Origin of the sequence: Ktedonobacter robiniae (assembly GCF_016587375.1) — a bacterium.
GTDB lineage: Bacteria > Chloroflexota > Ktedonobacteria > Ktedonobacterales > Ktedonobacteraceae > Ktedonobacter > Ktedonobacter robiniae.
In genome coordinates, this window is record NZ_BNJG01000002.1 from 2,528,957 (window position 1) to 2,544,667 (window position 15,711).

A 15,711-nucleotide genomic window follows, 5' to 3' on the forward strand; every position below is an offset into this window, starting at 1 on the left:
ATGCGAAAAATCAAGGTCCAGCCACATTTGATAGACACGCTGACGCAAAAGACAAGGGACGTCTTTGTGCCAGTTCTCAAGAATGAGCCAGGGTTTATTGAGTTTATTGTGGTTCAGGTTGGAGAGGGTGAGGCGGTGAGTATCAGCATCTTTGAGACGCAGGAGGCGGCCGAAGAAGGCAATAGAAAGGCCTTCGCATGGGCCGGGAAGCATCTCTTCCCCCTGGCTGAGGGACCAGCTGAGATTGTAGGTCTGGGCAAGCTTCTACTCTATCAGCAAAAAGAAGCTGCAGGAGAAAAGAGTATCTCATGAAAAGCTATCATATAAACATGGGCGCAGGCCTTGAGGGGCTTGTAATGAGGGAACAAGAAGTACCAGTACCTGGCTCGCGCGAAGTACTGGTGAGAGTGCGAGCCTGCTCACTCAATGCACGAGAACTGCTGATCCTGCTGCTTGGCTACTATCCCTTGCCTGTGCGACCAGATGTGATCCCGGTCTCCGATGGTGCTGGAGAGGTCGTAGCCATCGGTGAGGGTGTGAAGAGTGTCAAGGTAGGTGACCGCGTGGCTGGCGTTGTCTTCCCTCGTTGGATTGACGGTCGCTTTCAGGCGGAGGTCGCCGACCAGCTTGGTGGTTCGCTGGATGGCATGCTGACGGAATACGCCCTTTTGTCAGAGGATGGAGTCGTTCCCATCCCGGATCATCTCTCTTTTGAGGAAGCGGCGTCCCTTCCCTGTGCCGCGCTCACCGCCTGGAATGCTCTCACTGGTGGGATGGGACTCCAGGTTGGCGACAGTGTGCTCACCTTGGGATCAGGAGGAGTCTCGCTCTTTGCCCTCCAACTCGCCAAAATCGCTGGCGCACGGGTCATAGCGACCACTTCGAGTGCGGAGAAGGCCGAGCGGCTCAAGGCGCTGGGGGCGGATCACGTGATCAACTACCGCACGACGCCTGATTGGCATCTCGCGGTGCGCGAATTAACGGGTGGGCGAGGTGTCGATCACGTGGTCGAGGTCGGCGGGCCCGGTACAATCGTCAAGTCGATCAGTGCGACCAGGATCGCGGGAGAGATTGCCGTGATCGGATCGGTGGCGCGCGACAACACAGACGATAGAGGAATTCACCGCTCCGTCTTCATGGGGACCGCTACCCTGCGAGGTATCTCCCTTGGCAGCCGTGCGCAGTTTCTCGCCATGAACCGCGCCATCGCCGCCAATGGTATGAGGCCAGTCATCGACCGCGTGTTTCCTTTCGCGGAGGCGAAAGCCGCCTATCAGTATTACAGCGAAGTCCAGCCCTTCGGCAAAGTAATTATTAGCCTGAGTTAAGGCTTTTTACTGAACATCCGCTGTTTGTTGATAATGAGGATGCGGGTTGATAGCTCTAGAGCTATCAACCCGCATCCTCATTATTATTCTTGGCACCATTGTTCTGTGTTCATGCTCATCGTTGGCTGGTTCGCATGAACTTCCCGAGCTCCAACCATGCTCAAGCAAGCGCGGCGATAAACTTCTCCTCACGCTCCGCCAGGTGTTCCAGCAATTCAGGCAAGAAAGCTCGTTTGTTGGCTACGGATGCGTGCTGGAGCTGGCCATAGAGCTGGCACTCTTCCCAACGGATGGCTGCGGCTGTGGGAAGCTTTTCACGAAGGAAGAAGGCGCTATCCAGACAGCGTTGTGCCGATACTTGCCAGCTAAAGTATGGCAATGGCCCCAGGCCAATCTCTGGCCATGCCTGGAGATCGCCTGCCAGGGTACGCATAGCGGTGGGACCATAGAAGGCCGTGGGTCCACCGGGAAACAGTTCTCCTGCCTCGCACTCAACGTTCTCGCGGGCGCGGGCCAGCGTCTTTTCCCAGATCTCTTCCTCAGTTGGCGGCTTCCCCTGTGCTCCGATTTGCCATAAACCGTAGGGTTTGCCCGTGTAGATGTCGCGCTGCCAGGCAGCCAGAAAGTCGCTCAACGGGAGGGGGGTAGCCACATAGCCTGCTGGATCGTGGACAATCACCGCGTCGGACTGCAAAGCCAGTACCACAATGGCATGGTCGCTGCTATAGAGTTGGGTATGATTAGGTATGTACGTGAGATATCCCATATCGAGCATGCCAGCCACGACCGGACCCGACTTCAGCGCGTCCTCCAGGCTGGCCAGCGCGGCAGCGTCATTCGGGGAACTCGTATAGGTGTAGCTATAATTCAAAGTACGTAGCAGGTGTTCGCCTGCGCGATGATATACATAGCCATCGACGGCAAAAAGGCTCTGCTTATCGCGAATATACACAAAACCGAATGGTTCGCCACTTACACATTCCAACCACTCAACAGGATACGTATGCCCCTGATGGGCCAGAACCATCTGTAAACTTTTTATCAGACAATAGCTCATTCGTCCCTCAAAGGGAACCAGTGGAAGTGTCATCGTAATCTCTCCTGTTTCTGGAATACGTTAGCTCACATCGCAAGCGGGCCGCAGAGGATACTGGATTTCGGTAATGTAGGACGCCGGATCGTCTGTGTGCGTTGGATTGAGGTGATAAATCTCGCGGCATGGTCCCGCTATGCGATAGCTGCTTGTCGAGAGCCAGCGATCCAGCGCGCTATAAGCGCTGCTGATGTTTCTATAATCACCGCGATAAATGACGCACGCGACCTGCTCCCCGCCCGCAAGCCTTTCACAGCAGAGATCGGCCAGGGAAGGAGGCAAAGCAGTGACTGACATGCCCACAAAAAGATCAAATCCTTCATCCAGTTGACTCTCATCATAATAGAGATGGATCAGAGGGCCACTTGAGACTACCCCGTGTTGCTCGCAATGGCGCATGACCATTTGTGCGAAAGGGCCAATCTCTGCGGTTGTCGCGACGCACTGGCGGAGACCAACCAGCGTAAGCGGCTCGGTCTGTTTGAGCGCGACATCGTACAGCGGAACACGGTCAGCGTCGGCCAGTTGCTGTGTGCGTGCAATCATGCGCTGGAGACGCGCCTGCTCATCCGCAACGAGTTGCTCCTGAGCCGCTATCCGCTGGTGCAGCAGTGCCTCGACCGTCTTCGTGTCGTAGGTTTGCAGCAACCGTGCGATTTCTTCCAGCGTAAAGCCGCAGTCTTTGAGCGCCAGAATACGCACCATATCGACCAGTTGCCCGATTTCATACAAGCGGTAGCCGCTCTCTGGATAGATCCGCGCTGGCCGCAGCACGTTCAGTGCGTCATAGTGTCGCAACGTTTTTATCGATACCTGACTGAGACGCGCAAATTCTCCAATCTTGAGCATAACCTTCTCTTCCTCCGCTTCTAAAGAGAGCTTACATCCTCCCCTTAGGGGAGAGTCAAGGGAAAAGTGAACTATCTTTTGATGTGGCTAAAGAAATTACTTCATAGTATATAGCGGGAAAGATGATGTATAGGATAGAGGGAAAGATGGTATATAGGATAGCGGGAAAGATGATGTATGGGGACGTTGTACCTGATACGCGGCTATCTCCCCTGGAGAAGTAGCCGCGTACGCCAGTAGCGGGTTTACTTAGCGATAAACTCCTGCGCGAAGCGGTGAAGCGTTGTCAGGTCGGTCGCGCTGGGGAAATCGATAATGATTTCGTGAATGCCCAACTCCTCCAGGGCCGCGATGCGCTGGCGAATGGTCTCGGGGCTACCCACGAGGGAGGTATCTCTGAGATTGCCCCTGGACTTTTCGGGGACCAGGGCCAGGGCCTCCTCGTCAGTATCGGCGATGGAGCAAAATGAGCCAGTCGTGTTATAGATGCTGCTATAATCGCGTCCCACCGTCTCGCAGTGTTGCTTGAGCACTCCAAGCTTGTGCTTGATGGTTGCCAGGTCGCCGCCCACATTGCAGGCGTCGCCATACTGGGCTACCAACTTGAGCGTCACCTTCTCGCCGCCGCCGCCAACCAGGATAGGGATATGCGGCTTCTGCACGCCCTTGGGCTGGTTGATCGCGCCGCGTACCTGGTAGTACTTGCCCTCGAAATGGGCCTCTTCCTGCTCCCACATGGCGTGAATAACCTGGAGAGCCTCGCGCAGCATCCGCAGGCGCTCAGGCGCGTCGGGATAGGGATAGCCATACGCCTTATACTCGTGCTCATACCAGCCCGCGCCAATGCCGAAGTTCAAACGGCCATGGCTCAGGACATCCAGTGTACTCGCCATCTTGGCCAGCAGGGCGGGATTACGGTAGCTATTGCAGGTCACGATCTGCCCGATGCGCACGCGCTTGGTATCGCGGGCGATAGCCGCCAGCGACATCCAACTCTCAAAGGTGACCTCCTGTGTTGGCGTGGGAACCGTGTGGAAGTGATCCACCATCCACACCGCCTCAAAGCCTGTCTCATCTGCGGCCTTTGCCACATTGGTCATCGTCTCATATGCCTCAACGGGATCCTTAATACCCACCAGGCTCATCGTCCAGCCATTGGGAAGCGAGATACCGTATTTCATGCATAACCTCTTTTCATCGCAAAATATAGAAGAATATCAATATGGATAGGGGAGTTTTTACCCAACTTCCACCACTCCCTCTCGCGCCAGCCTACAACTGGCCCCCTTTGATTATAACCCAACATCAGGCCGAGACTCAACGTCAGCAGTTTATTCAGGCTACCAACCAATATGTCAGAAGAAATACAAAGTTGAAAAAGGTGTGTGGTGGCGATCTGGCTCTGCCAGATCGCCACCACACACCTTTTTCTGCTCACCATAGCGTGGCGAGATTTTGTTTTCTATAGTCTAACTAAGGGAGACGTCATCCACATAGACGCTGCCCTGGGCGTACCAGCCGTGAATGTAGATGGTAGCACTGCTCTGCGAAGCGCTCGTTGTGAAGGTCACACTTAAGCGCGTGTAACTGCTGCTACTGGTCCAGGTGCTGGTGCCATTTTGTACCCCCAGATAGGCATATGGTCCATCCACATAGGCGCTCAGGGTGTAAGTGTGGTTGGGTTGAACGCTGATGGTCTGGTCACACTCGCCCGTGGTTGAGCTGCTCGGGACCATAGCCAGGGCATGCGAGCCGCTGTGGGCCGGGCTGCTCACCACGCTATCGCCCGCCTGGCAGGTCCAGCTGGAGAGGCTGCCCGTCTCAAAGCCGGGGTTACTGACCAGGTTTCCGCCAGTTGGAGGTGTGGGAGTGGGAGTAGGCGTCTGGGTCTGGGTAGGCGTTGGTGTGGGCGTCTTTGTCTGGGTGGGAGTAGGTGTAGGTGTGCTTCCGCCACCGCTGCTACCGCTGGTGAAGGGCTTCCAGAGATTGGTGAAGGCGTAGGCGCTCTGTGAGATACCGCTACAGGTATCGGAGGCGGTCGTCGAACCGGCGCAGTTGCCGTTATCGCGTGGAACCTCCCAGAAGGCCAACTCGCCAATCTTATTTGTCTGGGCGAATGAGAGCACCTGCGAGGCATTGCTCAGGCTAAAGACTTCGCCCCCAGAATCGTTCTGCCCGATCATGGGTGTGATGCCGACCATGGCCCAGAGCTGGCTGGAGCTTTTCGAGGGGAAGATGCTCTGTAGCTCGGAATGGAGACCATTGGCCGCGTTAATGGACTCCTGCCCCATCTGACTATCGGGCGAGCCGTAGTCCATTGTCATAAGGTTGACAATGTTGAAGTTGACGCCATGCGAGACCGCGTTATTCAGCAGGCCCAGGCTATCGCTGAGCAGGCCGGTAGTCGCGGATGGGAGCGTGAACGAGATGGTCAGGCCAGGATTAGCGGTCTGCAACGCTGCCAGGGCCGTATTGCGACGTGTGTAGGTCGTCGAGTCGCCCTGCTCGCCGCCCTCGATATCGAAATCGAGATGCGTTGCATGATACTGGTTGATGACGGCCTGGTATTGTGCCTGCAAGGAACTGACGGTGCTACAGGTCTGCGCCAGTTCCTGTCCGGCCTCGCCGCCAAAGGAGATAATGATATCGCCGCCCTGAGCGCGCAGGTAGCTGATATCGCTATCCAGGTTGGGTAAGTAGATACTGGTCTGATTCAGCGGGATCGTACCAGCCCAGTCAGCGTTGCAGCCATTGCCCGTAATAAAGGCCAGTGTGTAATACTTTTGTCCGGTTGCCTGGGCAACCGACTGTAGCGAGGCACCAATGGTGACATCCTGATAGGGGGCGAAATACGAAGTGGGAAAAGACGTGGCGGCATGGGCCTGACCGGTGTTGCCGATCTGCATCAGCCCGGCTGTCACCGCACTGGTGAGCAGTAAAAAGCCTGCCACGAGCACAAAAAGCATCCTGCGTGAACGATTCATGCAGCTTTCCTCCTTGAAAACCTGGCAACAGCGATTGAAACAAAAGAAGGCGTTTCACGCGTTGCCTCTACAAAGGGGTTGGTGTACCAGGCGCCTGGAAGAGATCCTTTCTTCACAAAGCTGATACATACTTATAACTGTACTGTTGAAACGCGTTCTTGTCAAGACGTCTAGACCACTAGTTGTATTTTATTGGCATATTGTAGGGTCCATGCTGGCATGGACTGCGAGCGAGGTAATGTCTCAGTGGCTGGGTATTGGCCTGTTGGCCGGGCGAGTCCATGCCAGCATGGACCCTACAGTTTGATGGGAGTATTGTTCTTGAAGTCAAACATCTTCCTGGGAAGAGAGCCAGAATTGCAGACGGTCTTTCAGGCGTTGGACGTCGGCGGGGGTTAGACCGGCGCGTTGGCAGCGCTGGGCGAAGAGCTGATCATAGTCCTGGTGGGCAGCGAGAACCTGCTGGAAGGAGTCGAGCAGCACCTCTTCGTTCTGGGCGAAGGTCGCATAATAGCCCGCGTCGCCGCCGAGATTGACCGCGAAGCGGCGGCACGCGGCCAGAATGCGTATGCAACGCTTCTCATCCTCGCGTAGGGCTATGAGTTCTTCTATATCATTACTATGCTCTGCCATAGGACTCCTCTTATATCAAATTTCTATGCATTGTAACGTATGTGGGGAAAAACTGGCTACTACAGCAGTGTACACATGTCTTGAACAGCTGGATCTGTACGCCCTGGTGGAGACTGTGATAAAATTCTTATTTGGAACGGTTGAGGCTACACCAGGCTATGCTCTGTCCATTGATTTGCCTTTCCAGTGCATATTGTTACCCCGGGCAAGCAAGTGTATCTCTTCGAAATTGATCCCTTCAGGAAAGATGTGTTTGTGCAAAGGCTGGATGCTGTCGGACGCACATCGCAACTTCAAGATGATATTGTAGCCTTTGGAGCTTGGCGTAAAGAGAGCGCCCCCTGATATGAAGCCGCTATAGCGAGCGCAAGGAGATAATTTATGCCTAAAAATACTATTACCTGGCTAGGACACGCCACCTTTCAGTTCACAACCGCCCAAGGCACATCTATCGTGCTTGATCCTTGGCTGACTGATAATCCGACATGCCCTATCAAGCGTGAGCAGATAGAAAAAGTAGATGTGCTTCTCTTAACACATGGGCACGCTGACCATACAATGGATGCAGTTGCGATTGCCAAGGATCATCATCCTACTGTTGTCACTATTGGTGAACTGGCGGTATGGCTAGAAAAACAAGGCGTCGAGAATATAGAGAATATCAACATGGGTGGTTCCGTGACTCTGGGCGACGTAACTGTTACCATGACTCGTGCCCATCACACATCTACATACACTATTGACGATCAGTTACTCTATGCAGGTGAACCAGCCGGTTATGTTCTGCGTATTGAGCAAGGGCCTACCATCTACTGCGCTGGAGATACCGATGTCTTTGGTGATATGGCTTTAATACGTGAGCTTCATGCACCCGATATTGCCATTCTTCCTATTGGGGATCGCTTTACGATGGGTGTACGGGGAGCGGCCCTAGCGACAAAACTCCTTGGGGTCACCCAGGTTATTCCTATGCACTATGGTACCTTTCCTGTCTTGACTGGCACGCCCCAGACTTTCCGCGAGGCTTTGCGTGCGGCCAATCTCGAGAAGGTTGAGGTTATTGAAATGACTCCTGGCCAGACCATCTCTATTGGTGGCTGACCTAGAAGGAATGATATTACATGCCTCTTGACCCACAAGTCGCCCTCTACTTATTTATATTTCTTTGTTTCGTCTGACCCTGCAATAGTTCACTCGACCGGAGGGATGTATGCGCTTACCCTATTAGAGCCGTCGGGATGAGAACTGCCTGGTTGCGCTGTTCCCTTCCACGGCCCAAAGATCTTCCCTCTGATGCTGCCGATATTATCGTGGATTCATCGCGTGAACTCCTGGCATTGATTGGATAGGTCCGCTACTGGCGTACGCGGCTACTCCTGATCTAACAGAGTAGCCGCGTACGCCAGTAGCGGACTCTTTTAGTGGAGGCCATAGAGGAGGTAGCCTGCTCCCATGGCTAGAAGCAGGGTCAGGAACGATCCGATGCGGCGGTTCATACAGAGTGCGCAGGCTGCCAGGCAAATCAGAACACTTCCAATATCGATGGTCCGTCCATCCAGGATAGACCATGCTGCGCTCAGCAGGATGCCAATCGAGACCAATGAGAGGCTACGGATAACCGCCTGTGCCCAGGCCTGGTGCTCAATGCGGTGGTATGCTGCCTCCAGCGGAAGGATGAGTAGCGGGGGAAGCACCAGGGAGAGCAGCGCCAGGCCTGCTCCAGGGAGGCCATATGTCAGGTAGCCCAGGCTGACCGTCCAGAGACCATTGGAGCCTGGGCTAAATTGCCCAATTGCCAGCGCCTCGCCAAAGTTAGCTTCTCTCGCCCACCCCTTACTCAGCAGATCGCGATGCAAACTAGCAAGGTTGCCCACTGAGCCGAAAGAGAAGAGCGAAGCCTTGAAGAAGAGTAGAAAGTAAATAAATGGATTCATGTCTATGGCCTCCTTTGGACTGCTGCTTGTCTTGGAGCAAGCCAGGTGCGCAGAGGAAGAAAAAATCCGACACTCAACAGGGCCGCGCCCAGCATAACCAGTACGACGTCTATATGCCAGAAGATCAATGCGCTGGCGCTGCTTAGAATGATGACCAGGCATTCAATGAGGCTCAATCTATCGGCCTTATAGCTCTTCTTTACCAGTGGCTGGGCAAACTTAATCGATAAGGTAAGCATAATTCCAGCCGTAGCTGGAATAACCCCCTGAAGCATGGCCTGCACTGCTGGCAGGTTCTGTACAGACTTAAAACCGGCAGAAAAGAGCAGTGTAATGAGCGCGCTGGGTATAAGTAGCCCGGCGAATGCAGCAATGACATTCTTCCAACCGCCGATCTTGCGAAACATTAGAATCATTGTCGCGAACATGACGATACCCGGTGAAATCTGACTTAAGCTCCAGTAGCGACTATACTCCTCTTCCGTGGCCCATTTCATCTGCTCTACGCATTTGCGCTGAATCAATAGCAATGTCGCCGATCCACCACCAAACGACATGACACCAATTTTGAACCAGGTAGTGAATACAACCCAAAAGGATGGTTTATTAAGGGACTGCTTCAGAGTCGTCTGCTGCTCGCTTTCTAGAGCGCATATAGATGCCTTCTCCTCTGTATCAGACATTTGTGGATGCATAAGACAATCTCCTATCACGTAGCTTGCCAGGTATAAAGAGCTGAATAAGCAAAACTTGCATATGTTTCATTTGTTCATGAGTATAGCTTGCGCCAGGTGATATGTCTAATACTTATTTATTTAAACTTTGATAACAAAAAAGCATCACTACCGGAGGAAAAAAGCTGGATAGGTGATGCCTTTAAGTTATCAAGTTTCTACAAAATAAGTATTAGACATATCACCTGCTGATGGTTATACTGCTTGTAAAGGCTGACTTGCCTGTGTTACAGAATTTTAGTAACACGTATGTCTTGTCATCATGCTGTGAAAGGGACAGTTTCTATGCCACAAGCAACGAGAACACAAACGATGTTTGATAAGATCTGGCAATCTCATGTGGTACGCGAAATTGAGGGTCAGGGATCGCTTCTGTATATTGATCGCCATCTTATCCACGAGGTTACATCACCACAGCCGTTCGCGGCTTTGAAAGCGGCGGGGCGTAGTGTGCGCCGACCCGATCTGACCTTTGGCATGATTGACCATAGTATTCCCACGACTCCTGTTCGCGCCTATGGTCGTCGTAGCCAGGTCCCCATTCTGGATAAGCAGGCAGCAGTGCAGGTCGAGATGATGGATCGTAACGCGCGCGCTGCTGGTGTGCAGTTCTTCTCGGTCGATGATCCGCGCAACGGCATTGTTCACGTGGCTGCACCGGAACAGGGGGTTACGCTACCAGGGATGACCATTGTATGTGGTGATAGCCATACCGCGACGCTGGGAGCCTTCGGCCTGCTTGCCTTTGGTATTGGAACGAGTGAGGTTGAACATATACTGGCGAGCCAGTGCCTCTGGCAGGTCAAGCCAAAGACGATGGAGATTCGTGTCGAGGGAAGCCTGCCGTCGGGCTGCTCAGCGAAGGACCTGGCACTTTTCATCATTGGCTCAATTGGCACTAATGGTGGTACCGGGCATTGCATCGAGTTTACTGGTTCGGTTATTCGCTCGCTCTCCATGGAGGGACGCATGACGCTGTGCAATATGGCGATTGAGGCTGGAGCCAGGGCCGGGATGATCGCGCCAGATGAGACGACCTTCGCCTATCTGAGCGGGCGTCCCTTTGCTCCCCAGGGTGAGGCATGGGACCGGGCTGTGGCATCCTGGGAAGTACTGGCGACAGATGAGGGAGCGCATTTTGATCGCGTTGTGATTCTGCAAGCGGACGCGATCTCGCCCCAGGTGACATGGGGAACCTCGCCCATGATGGTAGCCCCTGTCACGGGCCAGGTTCCCGCGCCTGAAAACTTCGCTGACGAGCCTGCCGCACGCCGCGCTCTAGCCTATATGGGACTGGAACCCGGAACGCCGATGAGTGAAATTCGCCTGGATCGTGTCTTCATCGGCAGTTGTACCAATAGCCGTATTGAGGATTTACGCCTGGCTGCCTCTTTCGTAAGAGGCAAGCATGTCGCGGCAGGCGTCAAAGCCATAGTGGTGCCAGGCAGCGGATTGATCAAACAGCAGGCGGAAGCGGAGGGTCTGGATTATATTTTTGTAGAGGCCGGCTTCGATTGGCGTGAGCCGGGATGCAGCATGTGTGTGGGTATGAACGGTGATCGCCTTGCCGAGGGCGAGCGCTGTGCCAGCACCTCGAACCGCAACTTCGAGGGGCGGCAGGGAATGGGAGGCCGCACGCATCTCGTCAGTCCAGCAATGGCTGCCGCTGCTGCTATCGCTGGCCACTTCGTTGATATTCGTACCTGGGAGTAGAAAAGGAGTATCTGTATGGAAGCTTTTACACAGCATCAAGGTATTGTGATGCCCCTGGATCGGGAGAATGTAGATACTGATGCCATCATTCCGGCGAGCTATCTGAAAATGGTTACCCGGACAGGTTATGCCGAGGGGCTCTTTACCAACTGGCGCTATTTGGGCAAGACCAGGGAGCCTGATCCTACCTTTGTGTTAAATATGCCGCGTTACCGAGAGGCAAGCGTTATTCTGTCGCGCACCAACTTTGGTTGTGGCTCGTCGCGTGAGCACGCGCCCTGGGCCTTATATGAGTATGGTTTTCGGGCGATCATTGCTGTTGGTTTTGCTGATATCTTCTATAACAACTGCTTTAATGTTGGTATTTTGCCCGTATGTCTGCCAGAGAACGTGATTCAGTCGCTTTTTGACGCGGTTGAGGCTACGCCGGGCTATACCCTGACTATTGATCTGGCTTCACAGCGTGTTGTCACACCAGATGAGCAGGTATACTCCTTCGACATCAATCCCTTTAGAAAAGACGTGCTCATGCAAGGGTTGGACGCTGTTGCGCGTACATTACGTTTTCAGGAAGACATCGCGGCCTTTGAGGCGAGTCGCAAAGAGAGCACGCCCTGGTACGAGACCACTATCGCAAGCACAGGGAGATAGCTCATGCATAAAAACACTATTACCTGGTTGGGACACGCAACGTTCCAGCTCATAGCAGCGCATTGAAGTTATCGAGATAGCATCCGGTCAAACCATCGCCATCAGTAGCTGATGAGGTGATATTGGCCCGCATAACAAGCCCGCTACTGGCGTACGCGGCTACTCTAGGTCAGTAGCCGCGTACGCCAGTAGCGGGCTTGTTATGCGGGCGAAGCTATATGTCTCGCCAAAATGCGCCAGAGGATAATCATCGCCAGAGTCAGGAGGATGATAAAGGGCATGAGGGTCCAGATGCCCACGGCCTGGGCCAGCAGGCCAGCTAGCCAGGGGAAGACGCCCAGGCCGATAATGCTGACGCTAATCAGGAGGCTGATTGCGCTTGCCGCCAGGTGGGCGGGAACCAACTTGGGCATGATGGCAACCGTGAGAGGGTAGAGCGGTGCCACACCCAGCCCCATAAGGCAGAAGGCCAGAGCCGCGCTAATGCCAGAGGGCACGAGCCAGGCCAGGAGCGAGCTGAGCACAATACAGATCAGACAGATATAGACAAGAACAGTTGAGCTAATCCCCATGCGTTCGGCCTGGCGCTGTAAGAAGAAGCGTCCCAGCGTCAAACCCAGCCAGTAGCCACTCACGATCCAGCCCGCGATGAGCGGACTCTGAGCGCGCTCATTGAGCAGGAATGTGTAGCCCCAGCTGCCCGCGCAGGTTTCCACACCGACATAGACGAGCAGGAAGAGCGTCGCAATCCAGACCACAGGGAGTTTGAGCGTCGCGCCAAAAATGCCCTCTTTCCTGGCTGGCTCGTCTCTCTGAGTATCCTGGATGTTCGCAGGCACGCTAAAGAGTGGACCCAGGCCGAGTGCCAGGGGCAGGCAGAGTACGACGAGGAAGAGGTACGCGATATTCCAGTCCCAGAGAAGCGTCAGGAGCGCGCTGACGAGCAGGGGACCAAGCAGTGATCCCACGCCGAAAAAGGCGTGCAGGTTGTTCAGGAGCGTCTCCTGCCTGGGTTGTGTACTGATATAGATATTAAAGCCTGTTTCGATGATGCCCGCGCCCAGGCCAATGCAGAGGCGAGCCGCGAAGAGCCAGAGAAATGGCAGGCGCAAACCAAAGCCCGCGAAACCGAGGATAAAGATGGCTGTCCCCATGAGCAAGAGCCAGCGTAGCCCAAACTTCTCAATGAGCAGACCACTACTTAAGGACGAGAGGAAATAGGCGAAGGGCGAGACGAGCAAGAGCAAGCCAATTGTGGCGTCTCCCACGTGATAGTACGCGCTCAGGCTGGGCAGAATGGGGCCGCTTACCCCGCTACTGATGCCCACAAGCATAAAACCAAAGAAAGATAACCAGATCGAGAAGCGCCGAGAGGAGGGTACGGATACAGCGTTTTGCATGCTAAAGCTTTCTTTTGATTGTAATAAGAAATACCCTGGCTATGCGTTGGGCTGGAAGGAGTCGAGCACCGTATCGAAGAGGCCATCATACCCGCCTGAACCCTCGCATACCACAAGTTTATAGAGGCTGGCCTGGTCCTGCCCATAGGCGATATCGTAGTAGAGCGCCTTGCCATCCCTGGAGACCTGAACGCGCGTCGTCCACCAGGATATGTTATTGAACGTCTGCTGCTTGATGGCGCCAGGGCTGGCCGCCTGTTTAACCAGTGTATCCTCTTGCAGACTATTTTTCAATGAGTCGCTAATGGGCATTCCCGCAAGCTTCTCCGCGTCAATCGTCGTTTCCTGGTTGTTGGGGGCCGTGAGCAGCACAGTGGCGTCGCTCTCCTGTGTTTTGTTCCAGTTGGCGGGATAATTGAAGGCGAAATAGCTGTTGTGATAATTCTGCGTGCCGCCATCGGCCAGCGCCTTACCCTGAGGCGTTGGGGTCGGCGTGGGCGTGCTGTTAGTGGTTGGTGTAGGGGTTGGGCTGATTGTAGCACTTGTGGGTACCGGTGTGGGCCTTGGTGTGGCCGTGGCTGAGATATTATTATTCTCTTCACAGGCGACCAGCAGCAGGATAAGCAGGGAGAGAGCGAGGCCGAATAGAAGATGCAAAGGCAAAGCTTTTTTCATAGTGATCATACTCCGAAATTAGCTGATTCAGGATTTTGTATTGTTTGGTAGTAAGAGATGCCAGCTAAATAGAGTAACGCACGTGAATGCGACAAAAGCACGCCTAGATCGGCCATATACTAAGAGGTTTCAAAAAGAGCACAGCCCGACGCGTGCTTCAGCAGCGTCGGGCCAACGGCCAATAAGCGACAGTTTTACCCGCGCAGGCTTTCGTCTGATCCGGTGCTAGCGGCGGGACGGCGGCGCAGCGCGACGACCGCTGTTCCCAAACCAATGAGTCCTATCAGAGCGCCCAGTGAGCCAACGAGGACGCCAGTATTCTTCGCGTCCTGAATCTGAGCTTGTAGATCGTTATTGCCTTGCTGGGATGTTGTGCCCTGGCTGGCGGGATAGGAAGCGATATGCTCCACTTCGCTGAAAGTATTGGGGCCACTGGTGAACTTCTCGTCGATCTTCTGCCCATTGAGGGTCCCGGTGAAATGGAAGGTGTAATCGCCGGTCTTGGTCGGAATGAAATCGGCGGTATACTTGCCGGGCGCGCCATCGACCGGTGTCAGGGTAAGGGCCAGGGGGGCGGAGCCACCTGTACTTACCTCGGCCTTCAAGCTCTTATCCGCATCATTAAGCGGATTGGAGACGGGGCCATCATCGCCGCCACCCGCGATTTGGCAAGTCTTGCCATTACAGAGGGTTAGCGAGATTGCGTTCTGGGTATTCGCATAGGCTGGCTCGTTGAGAAAGCCCACGATAAAGGTGTAGTTGCCCACATGGCGTACCTCGTGTGCCGAGGCGGAAGACAGGGGAATAAGTGCCAGCAGGAGCGCTGCCAGCACACCCAGACTGCTTATAATCAAGCGCTTGCGCATAAAATGTAGCTACCTTTCACCGATCCACTCTTGCTATCTTGCCAACTGAATGGAAAGTATTATGCATCATTGGCGTAGAAAAAACATGCCGAATGCACCATATAGTGTAGAAGAGCCGCTCGCTCCTGTCTATTAGGAGAAATCCCTATTTTTTAGTCAGATGACCTTACATGATTTATTGGATGGCTTGACGCAGGTAATGTATATATGAGTTAACTGTTCTCTGGACAAGCATGTTGGATCTCTTGGGAAGGAATGAGAAGGTAGAATGGCACAACCTATACAGTATATCGTCGATGGCGATCTATTTCGGGCGAGAGAGCAGGTCATTGCCAATCCCGTCAACTGCCGGGGTATCATGGGGGTGGGCCTGGCGCTGGCCTTCAAGCAGCGCTACCCTAAGATGTTCCGGGTTTATCAGCAGCAATGTGAGAGTGGCGAGCTGAAGATTGGCCAGCCACGACTCTACACAGGAAGCCAGCCCTGGATCTTAAACTTCCCCACCAAGGATCACTATCGCCAGCCCTCGCGCCTCATCTACATCCAGCAGGGGCTAGATTGTCTTATAGCCAATTATCAACAGCAGGGTATTGAGAGCATTGCCTTCCCTAAGCTTGGCTGTGGCAAGGGTGGTCTCTCCTGGGAGGAGGTTGGTCCTCTGATGGCCCAGGCGCTTGCTCACTTGCCCATCCCTACCATTATTTATATTGATAAGGGAGATCGGGAGTATTAACAGTAGCCGCGTGCACCAGTAGCGGGCCCGCTACTGGTGTACGCGGCTACTACCCCTCCCCCTTGCAGAAAGAGTGGCATGTCCTGGCGTTTATGGCCACCCAGCGTTGAGCTTCGCT

At 54.1% G+C, this 15,711-nt stretch carries 17 protein-coding genes; 6 read left to right on the forward strand and 11 right to left on the reverse strand.

Features of this window, described 5'->3' with window-relative positions; translation table 11 throughout:
• Complete coding sequence (locus JMJ04_RS31790) at positions 1-312, forward strand: hypothetical protein (RefSeq protein ID WP_236038652.1); 312 nt, start codon at positions 1-3, stop codon at positions 310-312.
• On the forward strand, positions 309-1,328 hold the full coding sequence (locus JMJ04_RS31795; RefSeq protein WP_201374359.1) for a zinc-dependent alcohol dehydrogenase family protein: 1,020 nt from the start codon (positions 309-311) through the stop codon (positions 1,326-1,328). Before JMJ04_RS31790 ends, JMJ04_RS31795 begins: the two co-directional genes overlap by 4 nt.
• A 160-nt stretch (positions 1,329-1,488) precedes the next feature.
• On the opposite strand, the gene JMJ04_RS31800 is transcribed toward JMJ04_RS31795, so the two are convergent.
• From JMJ04_RS31800 to JMJ04_RS31825, 6 genes are all read right to left on the reverse strand, one after another.
• Positions 1,489-2,418, reverse strand: a complete 930-nt coding sequence (locus JMJ04_RS31800; protein WP_201374360.1) for a BtrH N-terminal domain-containing protein — start codon at positions 2,416-2,418, stop codon at positions 1,489-1,491.
• A gap of 27 nt (positions 2,419-2,445) precedes the next feature.
• Positions 2,446-3,270, reverse strand: coding sequence for a MerR family transcriptional regulator (locus JMJ04_RS31805; RefSeq protein WP_201374361.1), 825 nt, complete (start codon positions 3,268-3,270; stop codon positions 2,446-2,448).
• A 245-nt stretch (positions 3,271-3,515) separates the two neighbouring features.
• On the reverse strand, positions 3,516-4,451 hold the full coding sequence (locus JMJ04_RS31810) for an LLM class F420-dependent oxidoreductase (protein ID WP_201374362.1): 936 nt from the start codon (positions 4,449-4,451) through the stop codon (positions 3,516-3,518).
• Complete coding sequence (locus JMJ04_RS31815) at positions 4,448-4,690, reverse strand: hypothetical protein (protein WP_201374363.1); 243 nt, start codon at positions 4,688-4,690, stop codon at positions 4,448-4,450. The genes JMJ04_RS31810 and JMJ04_RS31815 overlap by 4 nt, the downstream gene beginning before the upstream one ends.
• A gap of 49 nt (positions 4,691-4,739) precedes the next feature.
• Positions 4,740-6,254 (reverse strand): carbohydrate binding domain-containing protein, encoded by a 1,515-nt coding sequence (locus JMJ04_RS47185; protein WP_236038558.1) that lies wholly within the window; start codon positions 6,252-6,254, stop codon positions 4,740-4,742.
• Between the two features lie 327 nt (positions 6,255-6,581).
• Positions 6,582-6,887 (reverse strand): hypothetical protein, encoded by a 306-nt coding sequence (locus tag JMJ04_RS31825; protein WP_201374364.1) that lies wholly within the window; start codon positions 6,885-6,887, stop codon positions 6,582-6,584.
• 381 nt (positions 6,888-7,268) lie between these two features.
• On the opposite strand from JMJ04_RS31825, the gene JMJ04_RS31830 reads away from it, so the two are divergent.
• Positions 7,269-7,988 carry a metal-dependent hydrolase gene (locus JMJ04_RS31830; protein WP_201374365.1) on the forward strand — a complete coding sequence of 240 codons (720 nt, stop codon included), beginning with the start codon at positions 7,269-7,271 and terminating at the stop codon, positions 7,986-7,988.
• Between the two features lie 317 nt (positions 7,989-8,305).
• Here JMJ04_RS31830 and JMJ04_RS31835 read toward each other — a convergent pair whose 3' ends face one another.
• Positions 8,306-8,821: a chromate transporter gene (locus JMJ04_RS31835; protein ID WP_201374366.1), complete on the reverse strand. Its 516-nt coding sequence runs from the start codon at positions 8,819-8,821 to the stop codon at positions 8,306-8,308.
• Positions 8,822-8,823: 2 nt separating this feature from the next.
• The gene (locus tag JMJ04_RS31840; RefSeq protein ID WP_201374367.1) at positions 8,824-9,516 is read right to left on the reverse strand and encodes a chromate transporter; all 693 of its coding nucleotides are present in this window, start codon (positions 9,514-9,516) and stop codon (positions 8,824-8,826) included.
• Between the two features lie 324 nt (positions 9,517-9,840).
• On the opposite strand from JMJ04_RS31840, the gene leuC reads away from it, so the two are divergent.
• Positions 9,841-11,268 (forward strand): 3-isopropylmalate dehydratase large subunit, encoded by a 1,428-nt coding sequence (gene leuC, locus JMJ04_RS31845; RefSeq protein WP_201374368.1) that lies wholly within the window; start codon positions 9,841-9,843, stop codon positions 11,266-11,268.
• Between the two features lie 15 nt (positions 11,269-11,283).
• Positions 11,284-11,919, forward strand: coding sequence for a 3-isopropylmalate dehydratase small subunit (leuD, locus tag JMJ04_RS31850; protein WP_201374369.1), 636 nt, complete (start codon positions 11,284-11,286; stop codon positions 11,917-11,919).
• 200 nt (positions 11,920-12,119) lie between these two features.
• Here the strand turns inward: leuD and JMJ04_RS31855 are convergent, their stop codons facing one another.
• The 3 genes from JMJ04_RS31855 to JMJ04_RS31865 form a co-directional block, all read right to left on the reverse strand.
• Positions 12,120-13,319 carry an MFS transporter gene (locus JMJ04_RS31855; protein ID WP_201374370.1) on the reverse strand — a complete coding sequence of 400 codons (1,200 nt, stop codon included), beginning with the start codon at positions 13,317-13,319 and terminating at the stop codon, positions 12,120-12,122.
• Positions 13,320-13,358: 39 nt separating this feature from the next.
• On the reverse strand, positions 13,359-13,994 hold the full coding sequence (locus tag JMJ04_RS48210; RefSeq protein ID WP_201374371.1) for a hypothetical protein: 636 nt from the start codon (positions 13,992-13,994) through the stop codon (positions 13,359-13,361).
• Between the two features lie 194 nt (positions 13,995-14,188).
• On the reverse strand, positions 14,189-14,860 hold the full coding sequence (locus JMJ04_RS31865; protein WP_201374372.1) for a hypothetical protein: 672 nt from the start codon (positions 14,858-14,860) through the stop codon (positions 14,189-14,191).
• Between the two features lie 268 nt (positions 14,861-15,128).
• On the opposite strand from JMJ04_RS31865, the gene JMJ04_RS31870 reads away from it, so the two are divergent.
• Positions 15,129-15,593, forward strand: coding sequence for a macro domain-containing protein (locus JMJ04_RS31870; protein WP_201374373.1), 465 nt, complete (start codon positions 15,129-15,131; stop codon positions 15,591-15,593).
• Positions 15,594-15,711: the final 118 nt, after the last annotated feature.